This is a genomic window from Massilia sp. LC238 (assembly GCF_000735635.1).
Classification (GTDB): Bacteria; Pseudomonadota; Gammaproteobacteria; order Burkholderiales; family Burkholderiaceae_D; genus Telluria; species Telluria varians.
Genome location: NZ_JNNN01000039.1, coordinates 171,488 through 185,409, shown reverse-complemented (window position 1 = coordinate 185,409; position 13,922 = coordinate 171,488). Strand labels below are relative to the sequence as shown.

The window sequence follows — 13,922 nt, the reverse complement described above, 5'->3', positions numbered from 1 at the left end:
GCTATCACGAACGCCCGGATTGCACTAGAATCGTGCGCTTTTTGCCCCGGTATGCATCCGGCGGAGGTAGCAATGAACCTGATTTTCCTTCTGATGGCCTTCTGCGTCGGCATGGCCATGTCCATCCAGGCGGCCGTGAATACCCAGCTGGCCGCATCGATCGGCGCCAACTCGGTGGTCGCCGCCCTGGTCTCCTTTGCCTGCGGCACCATCGTGCTGGCCGGGGTCGCATTCTCGCGCGGCGGGCTGGGCCCAACCTTCGCCGCGCTTGCCGGCCAGCCGCTGTGGAAGTTCGCGGGCGGCTTCCTGGGCGCGGCGTTTGTCTTCGGCACGGTGTTCCTGGCGCCGCGCATCGGCCTGCTGAGCCTGATCGTGCTGGTGATCGCCGGCCAGCTGATCACCTCGATGGCGATCGACCACTTCGGGCTGGTCAACATGGCGATACGCAAGGTGTCGGGCGTGCGGGTGCTGGGCGCCTGCATCGTCGCGCTGGGCGTGGCCGTCACCCTGTTCGGCGAGCGCATCCTGGCCGGCCTGCGCCACTGAGCCGCGGCGCACGCGTCGCATCTCCGTTAACGCTGTCTTGACGCTGCGGGCGTAAGATAGGCGCCTGGCCGCGGTGCTGGAACGGTCCGAGAACAAGGCGCGTGCCTACCTGGCCGACCTGCAGGGCAGGGAGCATACCTTGCGCGCCGTGCTGGGGGCCTCGGTCCACGCCATCCTCGGCATCGGCCACGACGGCCGGATCCAGTTCGCCAGCGCCTCGGTGGCGCGCCTGTTCGACTTCGCGCCGCAGGAGCTGATCGGCCAGTCCTACGAGGTACTGGTCGTGAACGGCCTGCGGCAACTGCGGGGCGGGGGACTCGACAACCTGTTCCACCGCGGCGCGGTGGGGCAGGTCGGCGACATCCAGGAAATCGAATGCCGCCGCAAGGACGGCAGCCTGTTCCCGGCCGAAGCCAGCCTGGCGCTCGCCGACGTGCCGGGCGGGCGCCTGGTGGTCAGCCATATCGCCGACATCAGCGAACGGCGCGAAGCGGAGCGGCGGGTCCTGCACGCGGCCCGCCACGATCCGCTCACCGGCCTGCCGAACCGGGCCCTGGTCTACGAGCTGGGCGCGCAGCTGCTGGCCTCGGCCAAGCGCCACGGGGACCGCATCGCCATCCTGTTCTTCGACCTCGACCGCTTCAAGCCGATCAACGATACCTATGGGCACACGATCGGCGACCGGATGCTGCAGCAGGTCGGGCAGCGCCTGAAGGACGGGCTGCGCGGCAACGACCTGGTCGGGCGCCTGGGCGGCGACGAATTCGTCGCCATCCTCGCCGATATCCGGACCGACGACGCGGTGCTGCACATGGCCACCCAGCTGCTGCATACCCTGCGCGAACCCTACCGGATCGACACGCTCGACCTGAAGACCTCGCCCAGCATCGGCATCAGCATCTACCCGGAAGACGGCGACGAGCTCGATACGCTGATCCGCCATGCCGATGCGGCGATGTACCATGCCAAGAATGCCGGCCGCAACCGCTGCCAGTTCTTCACCCAGGAGATCTACCTGCATGCCCGGCAGACCTTCGACCTCGAACAGCGGCTGCGCCGCAGCATCGCCGAGAGCGACTTCGAGCTCGTGTACCAGCCCTTCATCGACCTGAGCCACAAGCGCTTCGTCGGCGTGGAGGCGCTGCTGCGCTGGCGCGGCGGCCCTACCGCGCCCGGCGCGCAGGAGCGCTTCATTGCCGCCGCCGAGCGCATCGGCCTGATCACGGTGCTGGGCGACTGGGTGCTGCAGGAAGCCTGCCGGCAGCATGAAAAATGGCGCGAACTGGGTTTGCCCGCCATCCGCATGGCGGTGAACGTCTCGGCGGTGCAGTTCCGCGAGAAGAATTTCAGCGAGCGCGCCGCCACCATCATCCGCAGAAGCGGCATCCACCCGTCCTGCATCGAGTTCGAGGTGACCGAGAGCGCCGTGATGAGCGACGTCGAAGATGCGGCGAAGATGCTGGAACGGCTCAAGGGCGACGGCGTCAGCATCGCACTGGACGATTTCGGCACCGGCTATTCCAGCCTGAGCTACCTGTCCCAGTTCCCCATCAACAAGCTCAAGATCGACAAGTCCTTCATCCACAACATCGATACCGACCCGCGCTCGCTGGCCATCACCGAGACCGTGATCGCGCTCGGCAAGAAGCTGGGCATGACCGTGATCGCAGAAGGCATCGAATCGCAGGCCGGCATCAAGCTGCTGGCGAACATCGGCTGCGACCTGGGGCAGGTTTTCTTCATCAGCAAGCCGGTCCGTCCGGACAAGCTGGTCGACTGGTACTACCAGGCGCAATACAAGCACCTGTTCGTATAGCGACGACCAGCGTTGCGGCGTTGTAGCACCACGAACAATTTTATTTCAGATTTGCAATCTTTTTGATATGCATGGTTCTATAATGTCCGGCACTGTTTAACTTTTGCCATGTGCCGGCCAGATGGAATACCACCAGTCCTCGCAGATCCCCACCCTGTCGTACATCGAGAACGAAGACCACCCGGTATTCGGGACCCTGGTCGAGCAGATCCTGCACCTGCTGAATTCGCGCCTGGTGTTCTCGGACATCATCATTCACCAGAACAGCCCGCTGATGCTGCGCCAGCCGAAGGGCCTGGTGGCGGTGACCGATTCGCCCATCACCAAGGAAGAGCTGGAGGAATTCTTCGACGTCATCGAGCCGAACTGGGCCGAGCGTATCGCGGTACGCGCCTTCGATCGCTCGATCGACCTGCACACGGCGCGCATCCGCGCCAACTGCTTCAGCTTCCAGGGCAAGAAGCGCCTGGGCTGCGTGATCCGCCGCTTCCCGAAGGAGCCGCTGGCGCTGTCGGAACTGGGCCTGTGGCCGGACGAGCAGGAATTCGCGCGACTGGTCAGTGGTCTCGTCCTGATCATCGGCGATACCTGTCAAGGCAAGTCGACCACGATCGCCTCGATGATCGACGAGATCAACAAGCAGCGCTCGGGCCACATCATCACCATCGAAGACCCGGTCGAGACCCTGATCCCGCAGCGCAAGTGCATCATCACCCAGCGCGAAGTGGGCGAGGACGCCGACGTGGCCAGCTACTACCTGGGTGCGCTGGACGCGCTGCGCGAGCGCCCGGACGTGATCGTGATCGGCGAGATCCGCGACGCCGAGACCGCGCAGGAAGCCCTGGCCCTGGCCGAATCCGGCCCGCTGGTGCTGGCCACCCTGCATGCGCGCTCGACCGAACTGGGACTGCAGAAGATGCTGCGCCTGCTCGGCAATTCGGAAGCCCAATCCCAGGCCCTTGCGCACGCCCTGCGCGGCGTGCTGTGCCAGGCGCTGCTGCCGTCGGTGGAAGGCAACCGCTACCACCTGGCCACCGAATGCCTGACGCCCAGCGCGGCCGTGATGCGCATGCTGGAGGCGGGCGACGTCGGCGCCATCCGCGCCCACATGAACCTGGGGCGCGATCCGGGCTGCCATACCATGAACGCCTCGCTCGAAGGGCTGCTGGCCTCGCACAAGGTGCGGGTGGAGGATGCGCGCAACGCCACCACGGACCGGGTGGGGTTTGCGGACATGGTCTAGGTCGGCGCAGGCAGGCCTGCCTCCCGGCCTGATTCCGGTATAGTCGGCGACAAACCGGATGGCCGAAAGGAGCGCAGGTGCGACACATTCTTCTGCTTGCAGCGCTGGCGCTGCTGAGCGCATGCACGGAGCGCGCGCCGGCGCCAGGCAAGGGCACGGACGCCGGCAGCGCATCGATTCCTACCCCGCGAGCTGCCGCTGAGGCGCCGCCGCGCCTGAGCGATGCCGGGTTCGGCCCGATCCGCTTTGGCATGACGCTTCCGCAAGCGGAAGCGGCGGCCGGCAAGGCCAGCCTGCCCCAATCCTTCGATCCCGCCTGCAGCATGGTGCGCTTCGCCACGCTGCCCGGACTGCGCTTCATGGTCGAGAGCGGCACCGTCACGCGCGCCGATGCCGATCCCGGTACCCCGAATGTACTCGGCCTGGCGGTCGGCGACACGCTCGCGCAGCTGCGGGCCCGCTATCCCGACGCGCAGCTAGCGCCCCACAAGTACGTGGAGAATGGCCATACCATCAGTGTTCCCAGCGCCGACGGCAGTGCCGCCATCGTGCTGGAAGAGGAGGGCGGCAAGCTCACCAGGATACGTGCCGGCCGCCAGCCGGCGGTCGGCTATGTCGAGACCTGCGGGTAAGCGTGGTCAGCGCTCGATCAGCACCGGCTCGTCGAAGCCCAGCTCCTTCATGCGCGGCAGCTGGGTCTTGGCGTCGCCCACCACCAGCCACACCATCTTCGACGGATCCAGGTACTTCTGCGACAGGGCCTGCACCTGCGGCAGCGTCATCGACTTGACGATGCGCTCGCGGTCCTTGACGTAGTCGGCGCGCCAGCCGTACTTGCTGATGTTGTCCAGCATGCCCAGCTTGGCCTCGGCCGTCTCGAAGGCGCGCGCATTGCTCTTGACCAGGAAGTTCCTGGTGGTCTCCAGGTCGGCTGCCGAGTAGGTCGGAGCATAGTCCTGCAGGATCTTCTTGACCAGCTGGGTCGACTCGAGCGTGACGTTGCTGCGTACGCCGCTGGCGATGATGAAGGGACCGGCGCTCTTGCTGCCGGCAAAGCTCGAGCGGATGCCGTAGGTGTAGCCTTTGCCTTCACGCAGTTCCTGGGTCAGGCGCGAGGCGAAGCCGCCGCCGCCCAGGATGTAGTTGGCGACGGTGGCCGGGTAGTAGTCCGGATCGGTCGCCGCCAGCGCGCGGTAGCCGATGTGCAGCACCGACTGCTTGGCGTCCGGCACGTCGACGAAGTAGACCTTGCCGGGCGCTTCGCCGCGCGCCGCGCTGGCTGCGGGGAGGGCGACCGGCTTGGCTTCCCAGGCGCGGCTGAGCGCGGCCAGGGGACGCGCCACGGCATCCTTCGGCAGCGCGCCGATCACGTGCATGCGCGCGTTTGACGGCGACAGGTTGGCGCGGTAGTAGGCCTTCAGGTCCTCGATGCTGATCGCGTTCACGCTCGCGCTGGTGCCGAGGATGTTGCGCGAACGGATGTCCCCCTTGCCGTAGATGAGCTTGTTGAAATTGCTGCTCGCGAGTGCGTTCGGGTCGGCTTCCTGCTGGCGGATCTGGCTCAGCACGCTCTGCTTGACGAGGGCGAACTCCTTCTCGTCCCAGCGCGGCTCGAGCAGGATCTCGCGCACCAGGTCGACCGTGGCCGCGTAGTTGCGGGCCAGGGTGGTGACGCTGATGCGCACGTCCTCGGTACGGGCGAAGACGTTGATGCTCGCGCCCAGCTGCAAGATGGCTTCTTCCAGTTCCTGCGGGGTTTTCTTCGCCGTGCCCTGGGTCATCAGGCGCGCCATCAGGTTGGCCACGCCCACCTTGTCCGGATTGTCGAGCAGCAGGCCGCCGTCGATCGCGATGTCGAACTGCACCAGCGGCACTTCCTTGTTCTCGATGCCGTAGACGCGCATGCCGTTCGCCAGCTTCGTGTCCCATACCTGCGGCACCTTCACGCTCGGGGCCGCGCCGTAGGGCGGTTCCTTGCTGCGGTCAAAAGCGGACGGGGTGCGGGTGTATTCGGCATTCGCGCTCGGCTCGACCTTGTCCTCGGCGCCTTGCACGACTTTTTCCTCGACCACGTCTGCCTTGGCGGAGCCGCTCAGGGCCAGGTCCAGCTTGCCCTTCGGGACGAAGCTGGTGGCGACATAGGGCTTGCCCTTGATGTAGGTGTCGTACACGCGGCGCACGTCGGCGGTGGTGACGGCCAGGGTCTTCCTGACGCCTTCCTCGACATAGCCCGGGTTGCCGGTCAGGTAGTTGTACTCGGCCAGCAGGGCCGACTTGCCGAGCACGCTGGATACCGAGCTGTAGAAGCGGGTCTCGAGGCCGGCCTTGATGCGGTTCAGGTCACGCTCCGAGATGCCTTCCCGCTCGAACTTGGCGAAGGCCTGCCCGATCGCGCCGGCAACGTCGTCCAGCGCCTTGCCCTCGAAGGCGCGCACGCGCAGCATGAACTGGCCCGCCAGTTCGCCCGTCTGGTTGCTTGACTGGACACTCGGGGCCAGCTTGCTGTCTTCCACCAGCACCTGGTAGAAGGGGGCGCGCTTGGTCTGCGACAGGTATTCGGCCAGCACTTCGAGCGCATACGAATCCGGATGCAGGTCCTCGACCGTCGGCCAGGCCATGGTCAGCTCGGGCAGCTTGGCAAAATTGTCTTCGTGGGCCAGCTTGACGGTCTGCTTCACGACGCCGGGGCGCTTGGCCATGGCCTCGATCGGCGCGCCGCGCTTGATCTCGGAAAAATACTTCTCGACCCACTTGCGGGCCTGGGCCGGGTCGAAGTCGCCCGCGATTACCAGGGTCACGTTGTTCGGTACGTACCACAGGCGGAAGAATTCCTTGACGTCGTCGAGGGTGGCGTTCTGCAGGTCCTCGAGCGAGCCGATCACCTGCCAGTTGTACGGGTGATCAAGCGGATACAGGGCCTTGTTGATCACGTAGCGGGTGTGGCCGTAGGGCGCGTTGTCCACGCCCTGGCGCTTCTCGTTCTTGACGACCTGCTTTTCCTTGGCCAGCACCGGATCGGTGACGGTATTGATGAACCAGCCCAGCTTGTCCGCCTCGGCCCAGATCATCTTTTCCAGCGCGTCCTTGGGCACCGTCTGCAGGTAGTTGGTGCGGTCCTGCGAGGTCGAGCCGTTGGCGCCGGAGCCGCCGATGCGCGCACTCATCTTGTCCAGGCCGCCCTTGCCGAGGTTTTCCGATTCCAGGAACAGCAGGTGCTCGAACAGGTGGGCGAAGCCGGTGCGGCCGGCCTTTTCACGGGCCGAGCCCACGTGCGCCGTCAGGTTCACGGCCACCACCGGGTCGGAGCGGTCGATATGGAAGATCACGTCCAGCCCGTTGGGCAGGGTGAACTTCTGGTAGTCCACCTTCAGGCCGGCCGCCTGGCTGGCAACTGCCGGCTTGGCGGCGTGCGCGGGGAACAGGGCGGTCGACGTGAAGCACGCGGCCAGCAAGAGGGGCAGGGGAGACATCTTCATGCAATCGGATCCTTACAATAGAGAAGCTTGGCCAGGCGGCCATCCGTTCCGGATGGTATTGTAATTTCCTGATTGCTACAATCACCCGCCGCGTTTGACAGGCATGTATTCCATGCGCATCGAATGCGGCGCGGCGCCGTTGGCCGCCGGCCGCTTGGCCAGGTAGGCACGCCCGAGCGGGTCGTCCTTCAGGTAGGCGTCGAGGAAGTTGAGGATGTACCTGGCGCCCAGGCTGTAGGCGAAGGAGACTTCCTCGGGCGTGTATTCCTTGTATTCGGCGGGGTCGTCGAGCCGGATGTAGGCCGATCCGAAGTAAGTGGACATGCTCCATCGGGTACATGGTCAAGAGGTACACGTCCGCATTGAACATGTCGCTGATGAAGCTGCCGCTCATGTCTTCCTTGTAGCGGATGTTCACTTCCATCGATGCCGGCGACTGCGCCAGGAACAGCAGGGGCGTCCTGAGCTTCGCGGGCCGGGCATAGGTCGCTTGGCTGACGATCGTATTGAAGTAGCGTACCGCGCCATCGATGCACACCAGGGCCTTGATGCGCTCGTCCTTCGCCGCGGCGAGGACGTTGCTCAGTCCACCCCAGCTGAACCCGGCCGCGGCCACGCGCGTCATGTCGGCCTACGGCAGCGTCCGGGCATAGTCGACCAGGAAGCGGATGTCGTCCGCCTGCAGTTCCGCATGCATCAGGTCCTTCTTGATCCAGCGGCTGTTCAAGCCGACGCTGGGCGCGGCGATCACGATGTACCCATGGCTCGCCAGGTATTCGGCGATGTCGGCATTCTCGAACGTCGTGTTGTTGATGCTGGGTGCGTAGATCACCACCGGGAACTTGCCCGCTTTCGGCGCCGCGTCGCGCACCGCCCACATGCGCCGGCGCCGCTCGGACGCGACCTGTTCCTTGCGCTTGCCCTCGGTGATCATCTGCAGCCAGGTGTCGATCGTGCGTGCCTGCTCCCTTGGCGAGGCGTCCAGCGCTGCAGGAGGGCGTCCGCGGCTTGACGATTCTCTGCCGCCAGGATTGCGGGAAGGATGTCGAGCAGCGCGCCGTCCCTCCGGTGTCGGCCCGCGGTGACAGCGGGATGGTGATACTTCAGGAAGCCGTTCCTCCAAACTTAAGCAAAGCTAGCCCTTGTTATTCAAAGCTGCCATGCTGTTGGATTCCTGCTTCGCCGGGGCCGGTTTCGTCCCGCGCTGGCGCGCCGGACCAGTGCCGTCCCCTCCACAGGCAGAGACGGTGGAACTCACCGCCACACTTTTCAAATTGATGGCCGCATTCACGTCGCGGTCGTGCTGCGTGCCACAGCCTGCACAGCTCCATCGCCGCGTTCCCAAGGCGAGCGCTTCCAGCAGGCGCCCACAGCACGAGCACAGCTTGCTGCTCGGGTACCAGCGGTCCGCGACCACCACCTGGCCACCGCGCCAGTCGGCCTTGTATTCCAGCTGGCGGCGCAGTTCGGAAAATCCCACAGGCTGGCCAGCTTGCACGCCCGGTTGCTCGCCCCCTTGACTTTGCGCGACAGCGCCCGCGACAGGCGGCGCAGCCGTGCAAGCAGGGCGCGAAGCGCCTTCGGGCCGGGCCACTTCTCGCCTGTTGATAGCGTCGCCAGCGTCGATATTCCCAGGTCGACCCCGACCGCGCCTTGGTTCTCGGCAGTTGGCAAGGGTTGATCCTCAAGGGTGTCGACGGTGAGGCTGGCGTACCAGTTGCCGGCGCGGCGCGCGATGGTGGCCGAAACGATGCGCCCCGTGAAGCGCAGGGCTTCGCGCATGCGGACCCAACCCAGCTTCGGGATGCGGATGCGTTGGCCCTCCACGGCGAACTGGTCGTTCGATAAGGTAAAGCGGTCGTCGCGGCCCTTGCGGCGAAACCGCGGGTAGCAGGCCCGTTTCGAAAAAAAATTCTCGAAGGCCTGGCCGAGCTGGATGATCGCCATCTGCGGCGCGTTCTTGGTCACCTCGAGCATCCAGGGAAACTGGTCGCGTTTGACGGCGTTCAGTTGCCGCCGCAGCGACAACTGCGAGGGGGCCGGGAGCGCCGGGTTGTTCTGGCGCGCCAGGGATTGCTTCTGCCACTCGGCCAGCGCCCAGTTGTAGGCGAAGCGGGCGGTGCCGGCTGCGCGCGCCAGATGGGTCGCCTGCGCGTTGTTCGGGGCGAGCCGGATCCGATGCGCCGCTAGCACAGTGCCTCCTGTACGACCTTGCACACCCCGTCGATCAGCTTGCGGTTCTTGTGGCTTCGGCTTCCGTACAGCCGGGCGGAGAACACAGTGACGATCTCGAACACATCGAGGGCCAGCTCCTCCTCGAAGCTGCTTTGCTTGCCCTGGTTGATGATGACAACTTCGACCTGCTTCGCCTCGTGTAGGGCGAACACCAGCTCTGCGCCGAAGCGCAGCAGACGGTCCTTGTGCGTGAGCACGATGCGGCCGACGCCACCTGCGAGAATGGCGTCGAGCAGTTTTTTCAATCCCCGCTCGTGGTAGTTCATGCCTGAGCCGAGGTCTGCCACCACCTCGAAGGTCCAGCCCCGGCTGGCGCAGTTCAGCTCAAGCACCTGTTTCTGGCGTTCGAGGTCGCCCTTCTGTTCGTGGCTCGAGACACGCGCATACGCCAGGGTGGCGCGCGGACCCGATGCGCCGTGCAGTTGTTCCGGGAGCAGGGCGGCGAGGTCGTAGCAGCGCTGCCTGCTTGCGGTCCTGGCCGGGACCAGCCTCCCCGACGCTTCCCAGCGGCGCAAGGTGGTTGCCGAAACGCCCAGGGCCTTTGCCGCTGCGCTGATGGGTACGAGCTTACTCATGATGAGTAAGACTGGTGATGAATGAGAAGGTTCCTGATTCACAGTAAAAACCCCACACCTTGCCGGTAACCGCGAGGTTCTCCAGCTGCAGCGGACTCAGGGCCTGCAACTTGATATTGGAGCTGGCCTTGAAGTCGTGCTCGCCCGTGGCGGCAGGGGCGTCGGCCCGGGCAGGCGCGATCGGCGCCGCGACGATACCCAATACGAGAGCGCTGCGGGTCAGGTATTTCAGCATGAAGCCGGTCTTTTTCCTGGTTGAACTGTGCATGTCGACGTTGCCAGAACCTCAGGCCTTGAAGGTCGCGGATTGTTACTGGGCTCAACAATGCGCCATGCTCTTTGCATTTTCGATAAGATCGGGCCAAGCCAATCCATGAAGGGCAACGCCATGTCTTCCCAAACCACGGTCGATGCGACCTACCGGAGTCCGCCGGGACTGCTGCACACGGTCCTGCTTGCAGGGTCCATCCCCCTGTTCCTCGGCGCCTTGCTGAGCGATATCGCCTATCACAACACCTACCAGATCCAGTGGAACAACTTCGCCTCCTGGCTCCTGGCCGGCGCCGAGCTGTTCAGCGGGCTTGCCCTCCTGTTCGCGCTGGTCAACCTGCTGCGGGCAAAGCGCAAGGCAGGGCGTCCCCTGACCTACTTCCTGGTGCTGCTGGCAGCCTGGGTGCTCGGGCTGGTCAATGCCTTCGAACATGCGAAAGACGCCTGGGCCTCGATGCCGACCGGCCTGGTGCTGTCGATCGTCGTCAGCGTGTTGATCCTTGCAGCAGCCTGGCTGGGACTCGCTTCGCAAGCCGCCCCACGTCACGGAGGTGCGCAATGAAGCCGTCATCGACCCTCGTATTCCTGGGCATGGCCCTGCTGCTGGGCGCCTGCAGCAAGGAAGGCGGCAAGCTGGCCCACGGCCCGGATCCACAGCTGCCCGCGCCGGAGCGCGGCTTGCTACCCGACATGAAGATCGCCGAGCCTGCGGAATGGGGCAAGCAGAAGCCGACCGTGCCGCAGGGGTATGCCATCACCGCGATCGCGACCGGCCTGAAGATTCCGCGTCAGACCCTGGTGCTGCCGAACGGCGACATCCTGGTGGCGGAAGGGCGGGGCGGCAACGCGGCCAAGCTCAAGCCCAAGGACGTGATCGCCGGCTATATCAAGGCCCAGGGCAACACCAAGGTCAAGGGCGGCAACCGCCTGACCCTGTTGCGCGACGCCGATGGCGACGGCGTGTACGAACTGCAGACCGTGTTCGCCGACAAGCTGAATGCCCCCTACGGCCTGGCCTTCTTCGACAACAAGCTCTACGTCGCCAACCAGGACGAGCTGGTGCGCTTCGACTATACCGAAGGCCAGACCCAGGCCGGCGGCCCGCCGGTCAGCGTCGCCAAGCTGCCTTCCGAGATCAACCACCACTGGACCAAGGCGCTCACGATCAGCCCCGACGGCCGCTTCCTGTACGTCGGCATCGGCTCGAACAGCAACATCACCGAACGCGGCATGGAGGCCGAAGTCGACCGCGCCATGGTGTGGCAGGTCGATGCCGCCACGGGTGCGCACAAGCCCTATGCGACCGGCCTGCGCAACCCGACGGCCCTGGCGATCCAGCCCGGCAGCGGACAGCTGTGGGCGGTGGTCAACGAGCGCGACGAGATCGGGCCGGACCTGGTGCCGGACTACCTCACCTCGGTGCGCCCGGGCGCCTTCTACGGCTGGCCGTACAGCTACTGGGGCCAGAATGTCGACACGCGGGTCAAGCCGGGCGATCCGAAGAAGGTCGCCGCCGCCGTCAAGCCGGACTACAGCCTGGGCGCGCACGTCGCCGCGCTCGGCCTGGCGTTCTCGCTGCCGGCAATGGGCCAGGCCTATGCCGACGGCGTCTTCGTCGGCGAGCACGGCAGCTGGAACCGCGCCGATCCGGTCGGCTACAAGGTGATCTTCGTACCGTTCCGCAATGGCCGTCCGGCGGGCGAGCCGATCGACTTCGTCTCCGGCTTCCGCGACGCCGACGGCAAGACCCGCGGGCGGCCGGTCGGCGTCACCGTCGATCCGCGCGGGGCGCTGATCGTCGCGGACGACCTGGCGAATACGGTGTGGCGAGTGGTTCCGAGCCGATAGTTCATGCCGCATGGGTAAGCGCAATGCCTATCCATGCGGCTACAATGCATGTCGTCGATGCAACACGGGCTATCGCAGCCAATCACCATGCCGCACCTGAAACAGAGCCCGCTCAAGCAGCTGGGCTACGTCGGAATCACCATCATTGCGTTTCTCTGCCTGAACTGGATCAACGAGCTCCTGTTCATCGGGTTCGAGCAAAGCAGTGGCATCAATTGGGTATTCCTTCCTGCGGGCATCCGGCTGCTGGCGACGCTGCTGTTCGGGTTCGCCGGCTTCGTCGGCCTGCTCCTGGCGGGCCTCTACCTCAACTTCTACCATTTCGCTTTCACGGACGAGGTCCGTGCGGTGTATGGCGCGGTGGCAGGGGCGGGCGGTCCCTACCTTGCCTATCTCTTCGCCAAGCACTGGTTCGACCTGGGACCGCGCCTGAAGAACCTGACGGCGCGGCGGCTGCTGTTCACCGGGGTCTTGTGCGGCGTTGTGAGCCCGGCCTTTCACCATGCGTTCATGTGGGTCCAGACCGGCGTGGTGGACTGGACCGCGCTGGTCGCGATGATGGTCGGGGACATTGTCGGCATCCTGGTCGTGCTTTACATTGCGAAGGGACTGATCACATTGACTGACCCGCGCGATGTCGAGTCGCAGCTGGACTAGAGAAGGCCTGGCAAATCGCTCGGCATTCTTTCAGCAGATGAGCGAGCGGGCGAGCGAAAGTCGTTGTGTACGTCCGCGATCGACCCGAGGCGGACGTTGATCGCTACTTGGGATCATCGTGTATACGCCATGTTCCGTTCTGCGGAACGTATGTCAAAAACGGCGTTTGCTCTGAGTTTTCAGGCGTGATGTCCACAGCGAGTTCTAGAGTCTTCGCCAAGTTCTCGACAAATGACAACACCTGCTCATGTTCCAATGGACCGGTAATTTCCTTAGGAGAGATGTCGAGTTCTAACTGATCGGCGACGAAGAAATGGCAGAAAATTTCAACCGGGCCGTCCAAGGAAATCGACAACAGATGTGATCCTCCACGATTCCTCAGCACGTTGTGCGAACCGGGGAATGGAGTGGCCACTCCGTCAAAAGTGTACGAGCATTTATATTGGCTGAGCAGTTGGTCGAAGCGATCCCAGTGGACAGCTTCGGTATCCTGCACGTAGATGTCCCGAAGCGACCCATCGCGCTCCCATAGTCCGGCTGCTTCGTGGAAGTTTGGCTTCATACAAGTGGACAACCGATTGGAAAAGTGTGCGGAATGAATGTCCGCTTCTGGCCGGGTCTGTCTCAGGAATGTACTGGAGCCTCTACGGCAGGATCAGGTCAATCTCGACCAAGGCCCTGCCTTTCGCCACATAGCCGAGCTTGGCGGCGGCCACATACGATAGATCAATGATCCTGTCAGAGAGGAATGGACCGCGGTCGTTCACGCGAACGACTAGCGTCCGACCGTTCTCGACGTTGGTAACCCTGACGTAAGAGGGGATGGGAAGCGTCGGATGCGCAGCCGTGAGCTTCATCACGTCGTAGAGTTCACCACTTGCCGTCGGCAATCGGTGGTAACGGGTTCCGTACCAGCTTGCCACGCCACGCGCACGGTAGGGCATTAACTTGTTCATCGGCCGGTAGCTGTTTCCCATGACAACATACGGCTTGAGGGTACCGGAGACAAGCCGTTCTGCCCTAGGTACTGGCTCCTTGACTGCATCGATCTGCGCCTGCGTTACGCCTTTTGGTGGGCCATCGTTGAGATAATAGCGCCCACCAGCTTTCGTTGGCTGAACTTTTGGTGTCGAACAGGCTACAAGAGACAGCGCCAGCGCAGCGACCAGCCCTAGTCTTGAACAGATAGGTAATATGCTTCTCATCGTTCCCTTCCACATGTTTTTCATCGCGCCCGACGGTTCGCAGACTTGTCA

Annotated in this window: 15 protein-coding genes and 1 pseudogene; 7 read left to right on the top strand and 9 right to left on the bottom strand. The window is 64.4% G+C overall.

The annotated features are described in order from the left end of the window. Positions 1–72: 72 nt before the first annotated feature. The 4 genes from FG94_RS11655 (at position 73) to FG94_RS26015 (ending at position 4,237) form a co-directional block, all read left to right on the top strand. Entirely contained in the window at positions 73–546 is a 474-nt protein-coding gene (locus FG94_RS11655; RefSeq protein WP_036211413.1) for a DMT family transporter, read from the top strand. A 73-nt stretch (positions 547–619) separates the two neighbouring features. Further along, the gene (locus FG94_RS11650; protein ID WP_051996522.1) at positions 620–2,362 is read left to right on the top strand and encodes a bifunctional diguanylate cyclase/phosphodiesterase; all 1,743 of its coding nucleotides are present in this window, start codon (positions 620–622) and stop codon (positions 2,360–2,362) included. Positions 2,363–2,483: 121 nt separating this feature from the next. Further along, positions 2,484–3,605 carry a type IV pilus twitching motility protein PilT gene (locus tag FG94_RS11645; protein ID WP_036211411.1) on the top strand — a complete coding sequence of 374 codons (1,122 nt, stop codon included), beginning with the start codon at positions 2,484–2,486 and terminating at the stop codon, positions 3,603–3,605. A 77-nt stretch (positions 3,606–3,682) separates the two neighbouring features. After that, entirely contained in the window at positions 3,683–4,237 is a 555-nt protein-coding gene (locus tag FG94_RS26015; protein WP_051996520.1) for a hypothetical protein, read from the top strand. A 6-nt stretch (positions 4,238–4,243) separates the two neighbouring features. On the opposite strand, the gene FG94_RS11635 is transcribed toward FG94_RS26015, so the two are convergent. The 7 genes and pseudogenes from FG94_RS11635 to FG94_RS11615 form a co-directional block, all read right to left on the bottom strand. Then, positions 4,244–7,081 (bottom strand): pitrilysin family protein, encoded by a 2,838-nt coding sequence (locus tag FG94_RS11635; RefSeq protein WP_152570949.1) that lies wholly within the window; start codon positions 7,079–7,081, stop codon positions 4,244–4,246. 81 nt (positions 7,082–7,162) lie between these two features. Then, positions 7,163–7,405: a hypothetical protein gene (locus FG94_RS26010; RefSeq protein ID WP_051996518.1), complete on the bottom strand. Its 243-nt coding sequence runs from the start codon at positions 7,403–7,405 to the stop codon at positions 7,163–7,165. A gap of 307 nt (positions 7,406–7,712) precedes the next feature. Beyond that, positions 7,713–8,015 carry a hypothetical protein gene (locus tag FG94_RS26005; RefSeq protein WP_051996516.1) on the bottom strand — a complete coding sequence of 101 codons (303 nt, stop codon included), beginning with the start codon at positions 8,013–8,015 and terminating at the stop codon, positions 7,713–7,715. A gap of 201 nt (positions 8,016–8,216) precedes the next feature. After that, positions 8,217–8,498, bottom strand: coding sequence for a zinc ribbon domain-containing protein (locus FG94_RS28205; protein ID WP_229445922.1), 282 nt, complete (start codon positions 8,496–8,498; stop codon positions 8,217–8,219). Between the two features lie 143 nt (positions 8,499–8,641). After that, positions 8,642–9,274 (bottom strand): annotated as a pseudogene (locus tag FG94_RS28200) (RNA-guided endonuclease InsQ/TnpB family protein); the annotation flags it as partial. Beyond that, positions 9,268–9,891, bottom strand: a complete 624-nt coding sequence (locus FG94_RS11620; RefSeq protein ID WP_036211408.1) for an IS607 family transposase — start codon at positions 9,889–9,891, stop codon at positions 9,268–9,270. The pseudogene FG94_RS28200 and the gene FG94_RS11620, both read right to left, overlap by 7 nt. Next, positions 9,884–10,159 carry a hypothetical protein gene (locus FG94_RS11615; protein WP_036211405.1) on the bottom strand — a complete coding sequence of 92 codons (276 nt, stop codon included), beginning with the start codon at positions 10,157–10,159 and terminating at the stop codon, positions 9,884–9,886. Before FG94_RS11615 ends, FG94_RS11620 begins: the two co-directional genes overlap by 8 nt. 120 nt (positions 10,160–10,279) lie before the next feature. Here FG94_RS11615 and FG94_RS11610 point away from each other — a divergent pair, with 120 nt between their 5' ends. From FG94_RS11610 to FG94_RS11600, 3 genes are all read left to right on the top strand, one after another. After that, complete coding sequence (locus tag FG94_RS11610) at positions 10,280–10,723, top strand: DUF2231 domain-containing protein (RefSeq protein WP_036211541.1); 444 nt, start codon at positions 10,280–10,282, stop codon at positions 10,721–10,723. After that, entirely contained in the window at positions 10,720–12,009 is a 1,290-nt protein-coding gene (locus tag FG94_RS11605) for a sorbosone dehydrogenase family protein (protein ID WP_036211402.1), read from the top strand. The genes FG94_RS11610 and FG94_RS11605 overlap by 4 nt, the downstream gene beginning before the upstream one ends. An 87-nt stretch (positions 12,010–12,096) precedes the next feature. Further along, on the top strand, positions 12,097–12,666 hold the full coding sequence (locus FG94_RS11600) for a hypothetical protein (protein WP_051996514.1): 570 nt from the start codon (positions 12,097–12,099) through the stop codon (positions 12,664–12,666). A gap of 103 nt (positions 12,667–12,769) precedes the next feature. Here FG94_RS11600 and FG94_RS11595 read toward each other — a convergent pair whose 3' ends face one another. Together FG94_RS11595 and FG94_RS28565 are read right to left on the bottom strand one after the other, a co-directional pair. Then, the gene (locus tag FG94_RS11595; protein ID WP_036211399.1) at positions 12,770–13,228 is read right to left on the bottom strand and encodes a hypothetical protein; all 459 of its coding nucleotides are present in this window, start codon (positions 13,226–13,228) and stop codon (positions 12,770–12,772) included. 82 nt (positions 13,229–13,310) lie between these two features. Further along, the gene (locus FG94_RS28565) at positions 13,311–13,895 is read right to left on the bottom strand and encodes a septal ring lytic transglycosylase RlpA family protein (RefSeq protein ID WP_307188118.1); all 585 of its coding nucleotides are present in this window, start codon (positions 13,893–13,895) and stop codon (positions 13,311–13,313) included. Between the last annotated feature and the right edge of the window lie 27 nt (positions 13,896–13,922).

Excerpts from the sequence above, each read along its gene's own strand:
- FG94_RS11600 (WP_051996514.1), top strand. The coding sequence starts at position 12,097 with ATGCCGCACCTGAAACAGAGCCCGCTCAAGCAGCTGGGCTACGTCGGA.
- FG94_RS11645 (WP_036211411.1), top strand. The coding sequence starts at position 2,484 with ATGGAATACCACCAGTCCTCGCAGATCCCCACCCTGTCGTACATCGAG.
- FG94_RS11635 (WP_152570949.1), bottom strand. The coding sequence starts at position 7,081 with ATGAAGATGTCTCCCCTGCCCCTCTTGCTGGCCGCGTGCTTCACGTCG.
- FG94_RS11620 (WP_036211408.1), bottom strand. The coding sequence starts at position 9,891 with ATGAGTAAGCTCGTACCCATCAGCGCAGCGGCAAAGGCCCTGGGCGTT.
- FG94_RS28565 (WP_307188118.1), bottom strand. The coding sequence starts at position 13,895 with ATGAAAAACATGTGGAAGGGAACGATGAGAAGCATATTACCTATCTGT.
- FG94_RS11605 (WP_036211402.1), top strand. The coding sequence starts at position 10,720 with ATGAAGCCGTCATCGACCCTCGTATTCCTGGGCATGGCCCTGCTGCTG.
- FG94_RS11595 (WP_036211399.1), bottom strand. The coding sequence starts at position 13,228 with ATGAAGCCAAACTTCCACGAAGCAGCCGGACTATGGGAGCGCGATGGG.
- FG94_RS11610 (WP_036211541.1), top strand. The coding sequence starts at position 10,280 with ATGTCTTCCCAAACCACGGTCGATGCGACCTACCGGAGTCCGCCGGGA.
- FG94_RS11615 (WP_036211405.1), bottom strand. The coding sequence starts at position 10,159 with ATGCACAGTTCAACCAGGAAAAAGACCGGCTTCATGCTGAAATACCTG.
- FG94_RS11655 (WP_036211413.1), top strand. The coding sequence starts at position 73 with ATGAACCTGATTTTCCTTCTGATGGCCTTCTGCGTCGGCATGGCCATG.
- FG94_RS26005 (WP_051996516.1), bottom strand. The coding sequence starts at position 8,015 with ATGATCACCGAGGGCAAGCGCAAGGAACAGGTCGCGTCCGAGCGGCGC.
- FG94_RS26010 (WP_051996518.1), bottom strand. The coding sequence starts at position 7,405 with ATGTCCACTTACTTCGGATCGGCCTACATCCGGCTCGACGACCCCGCC.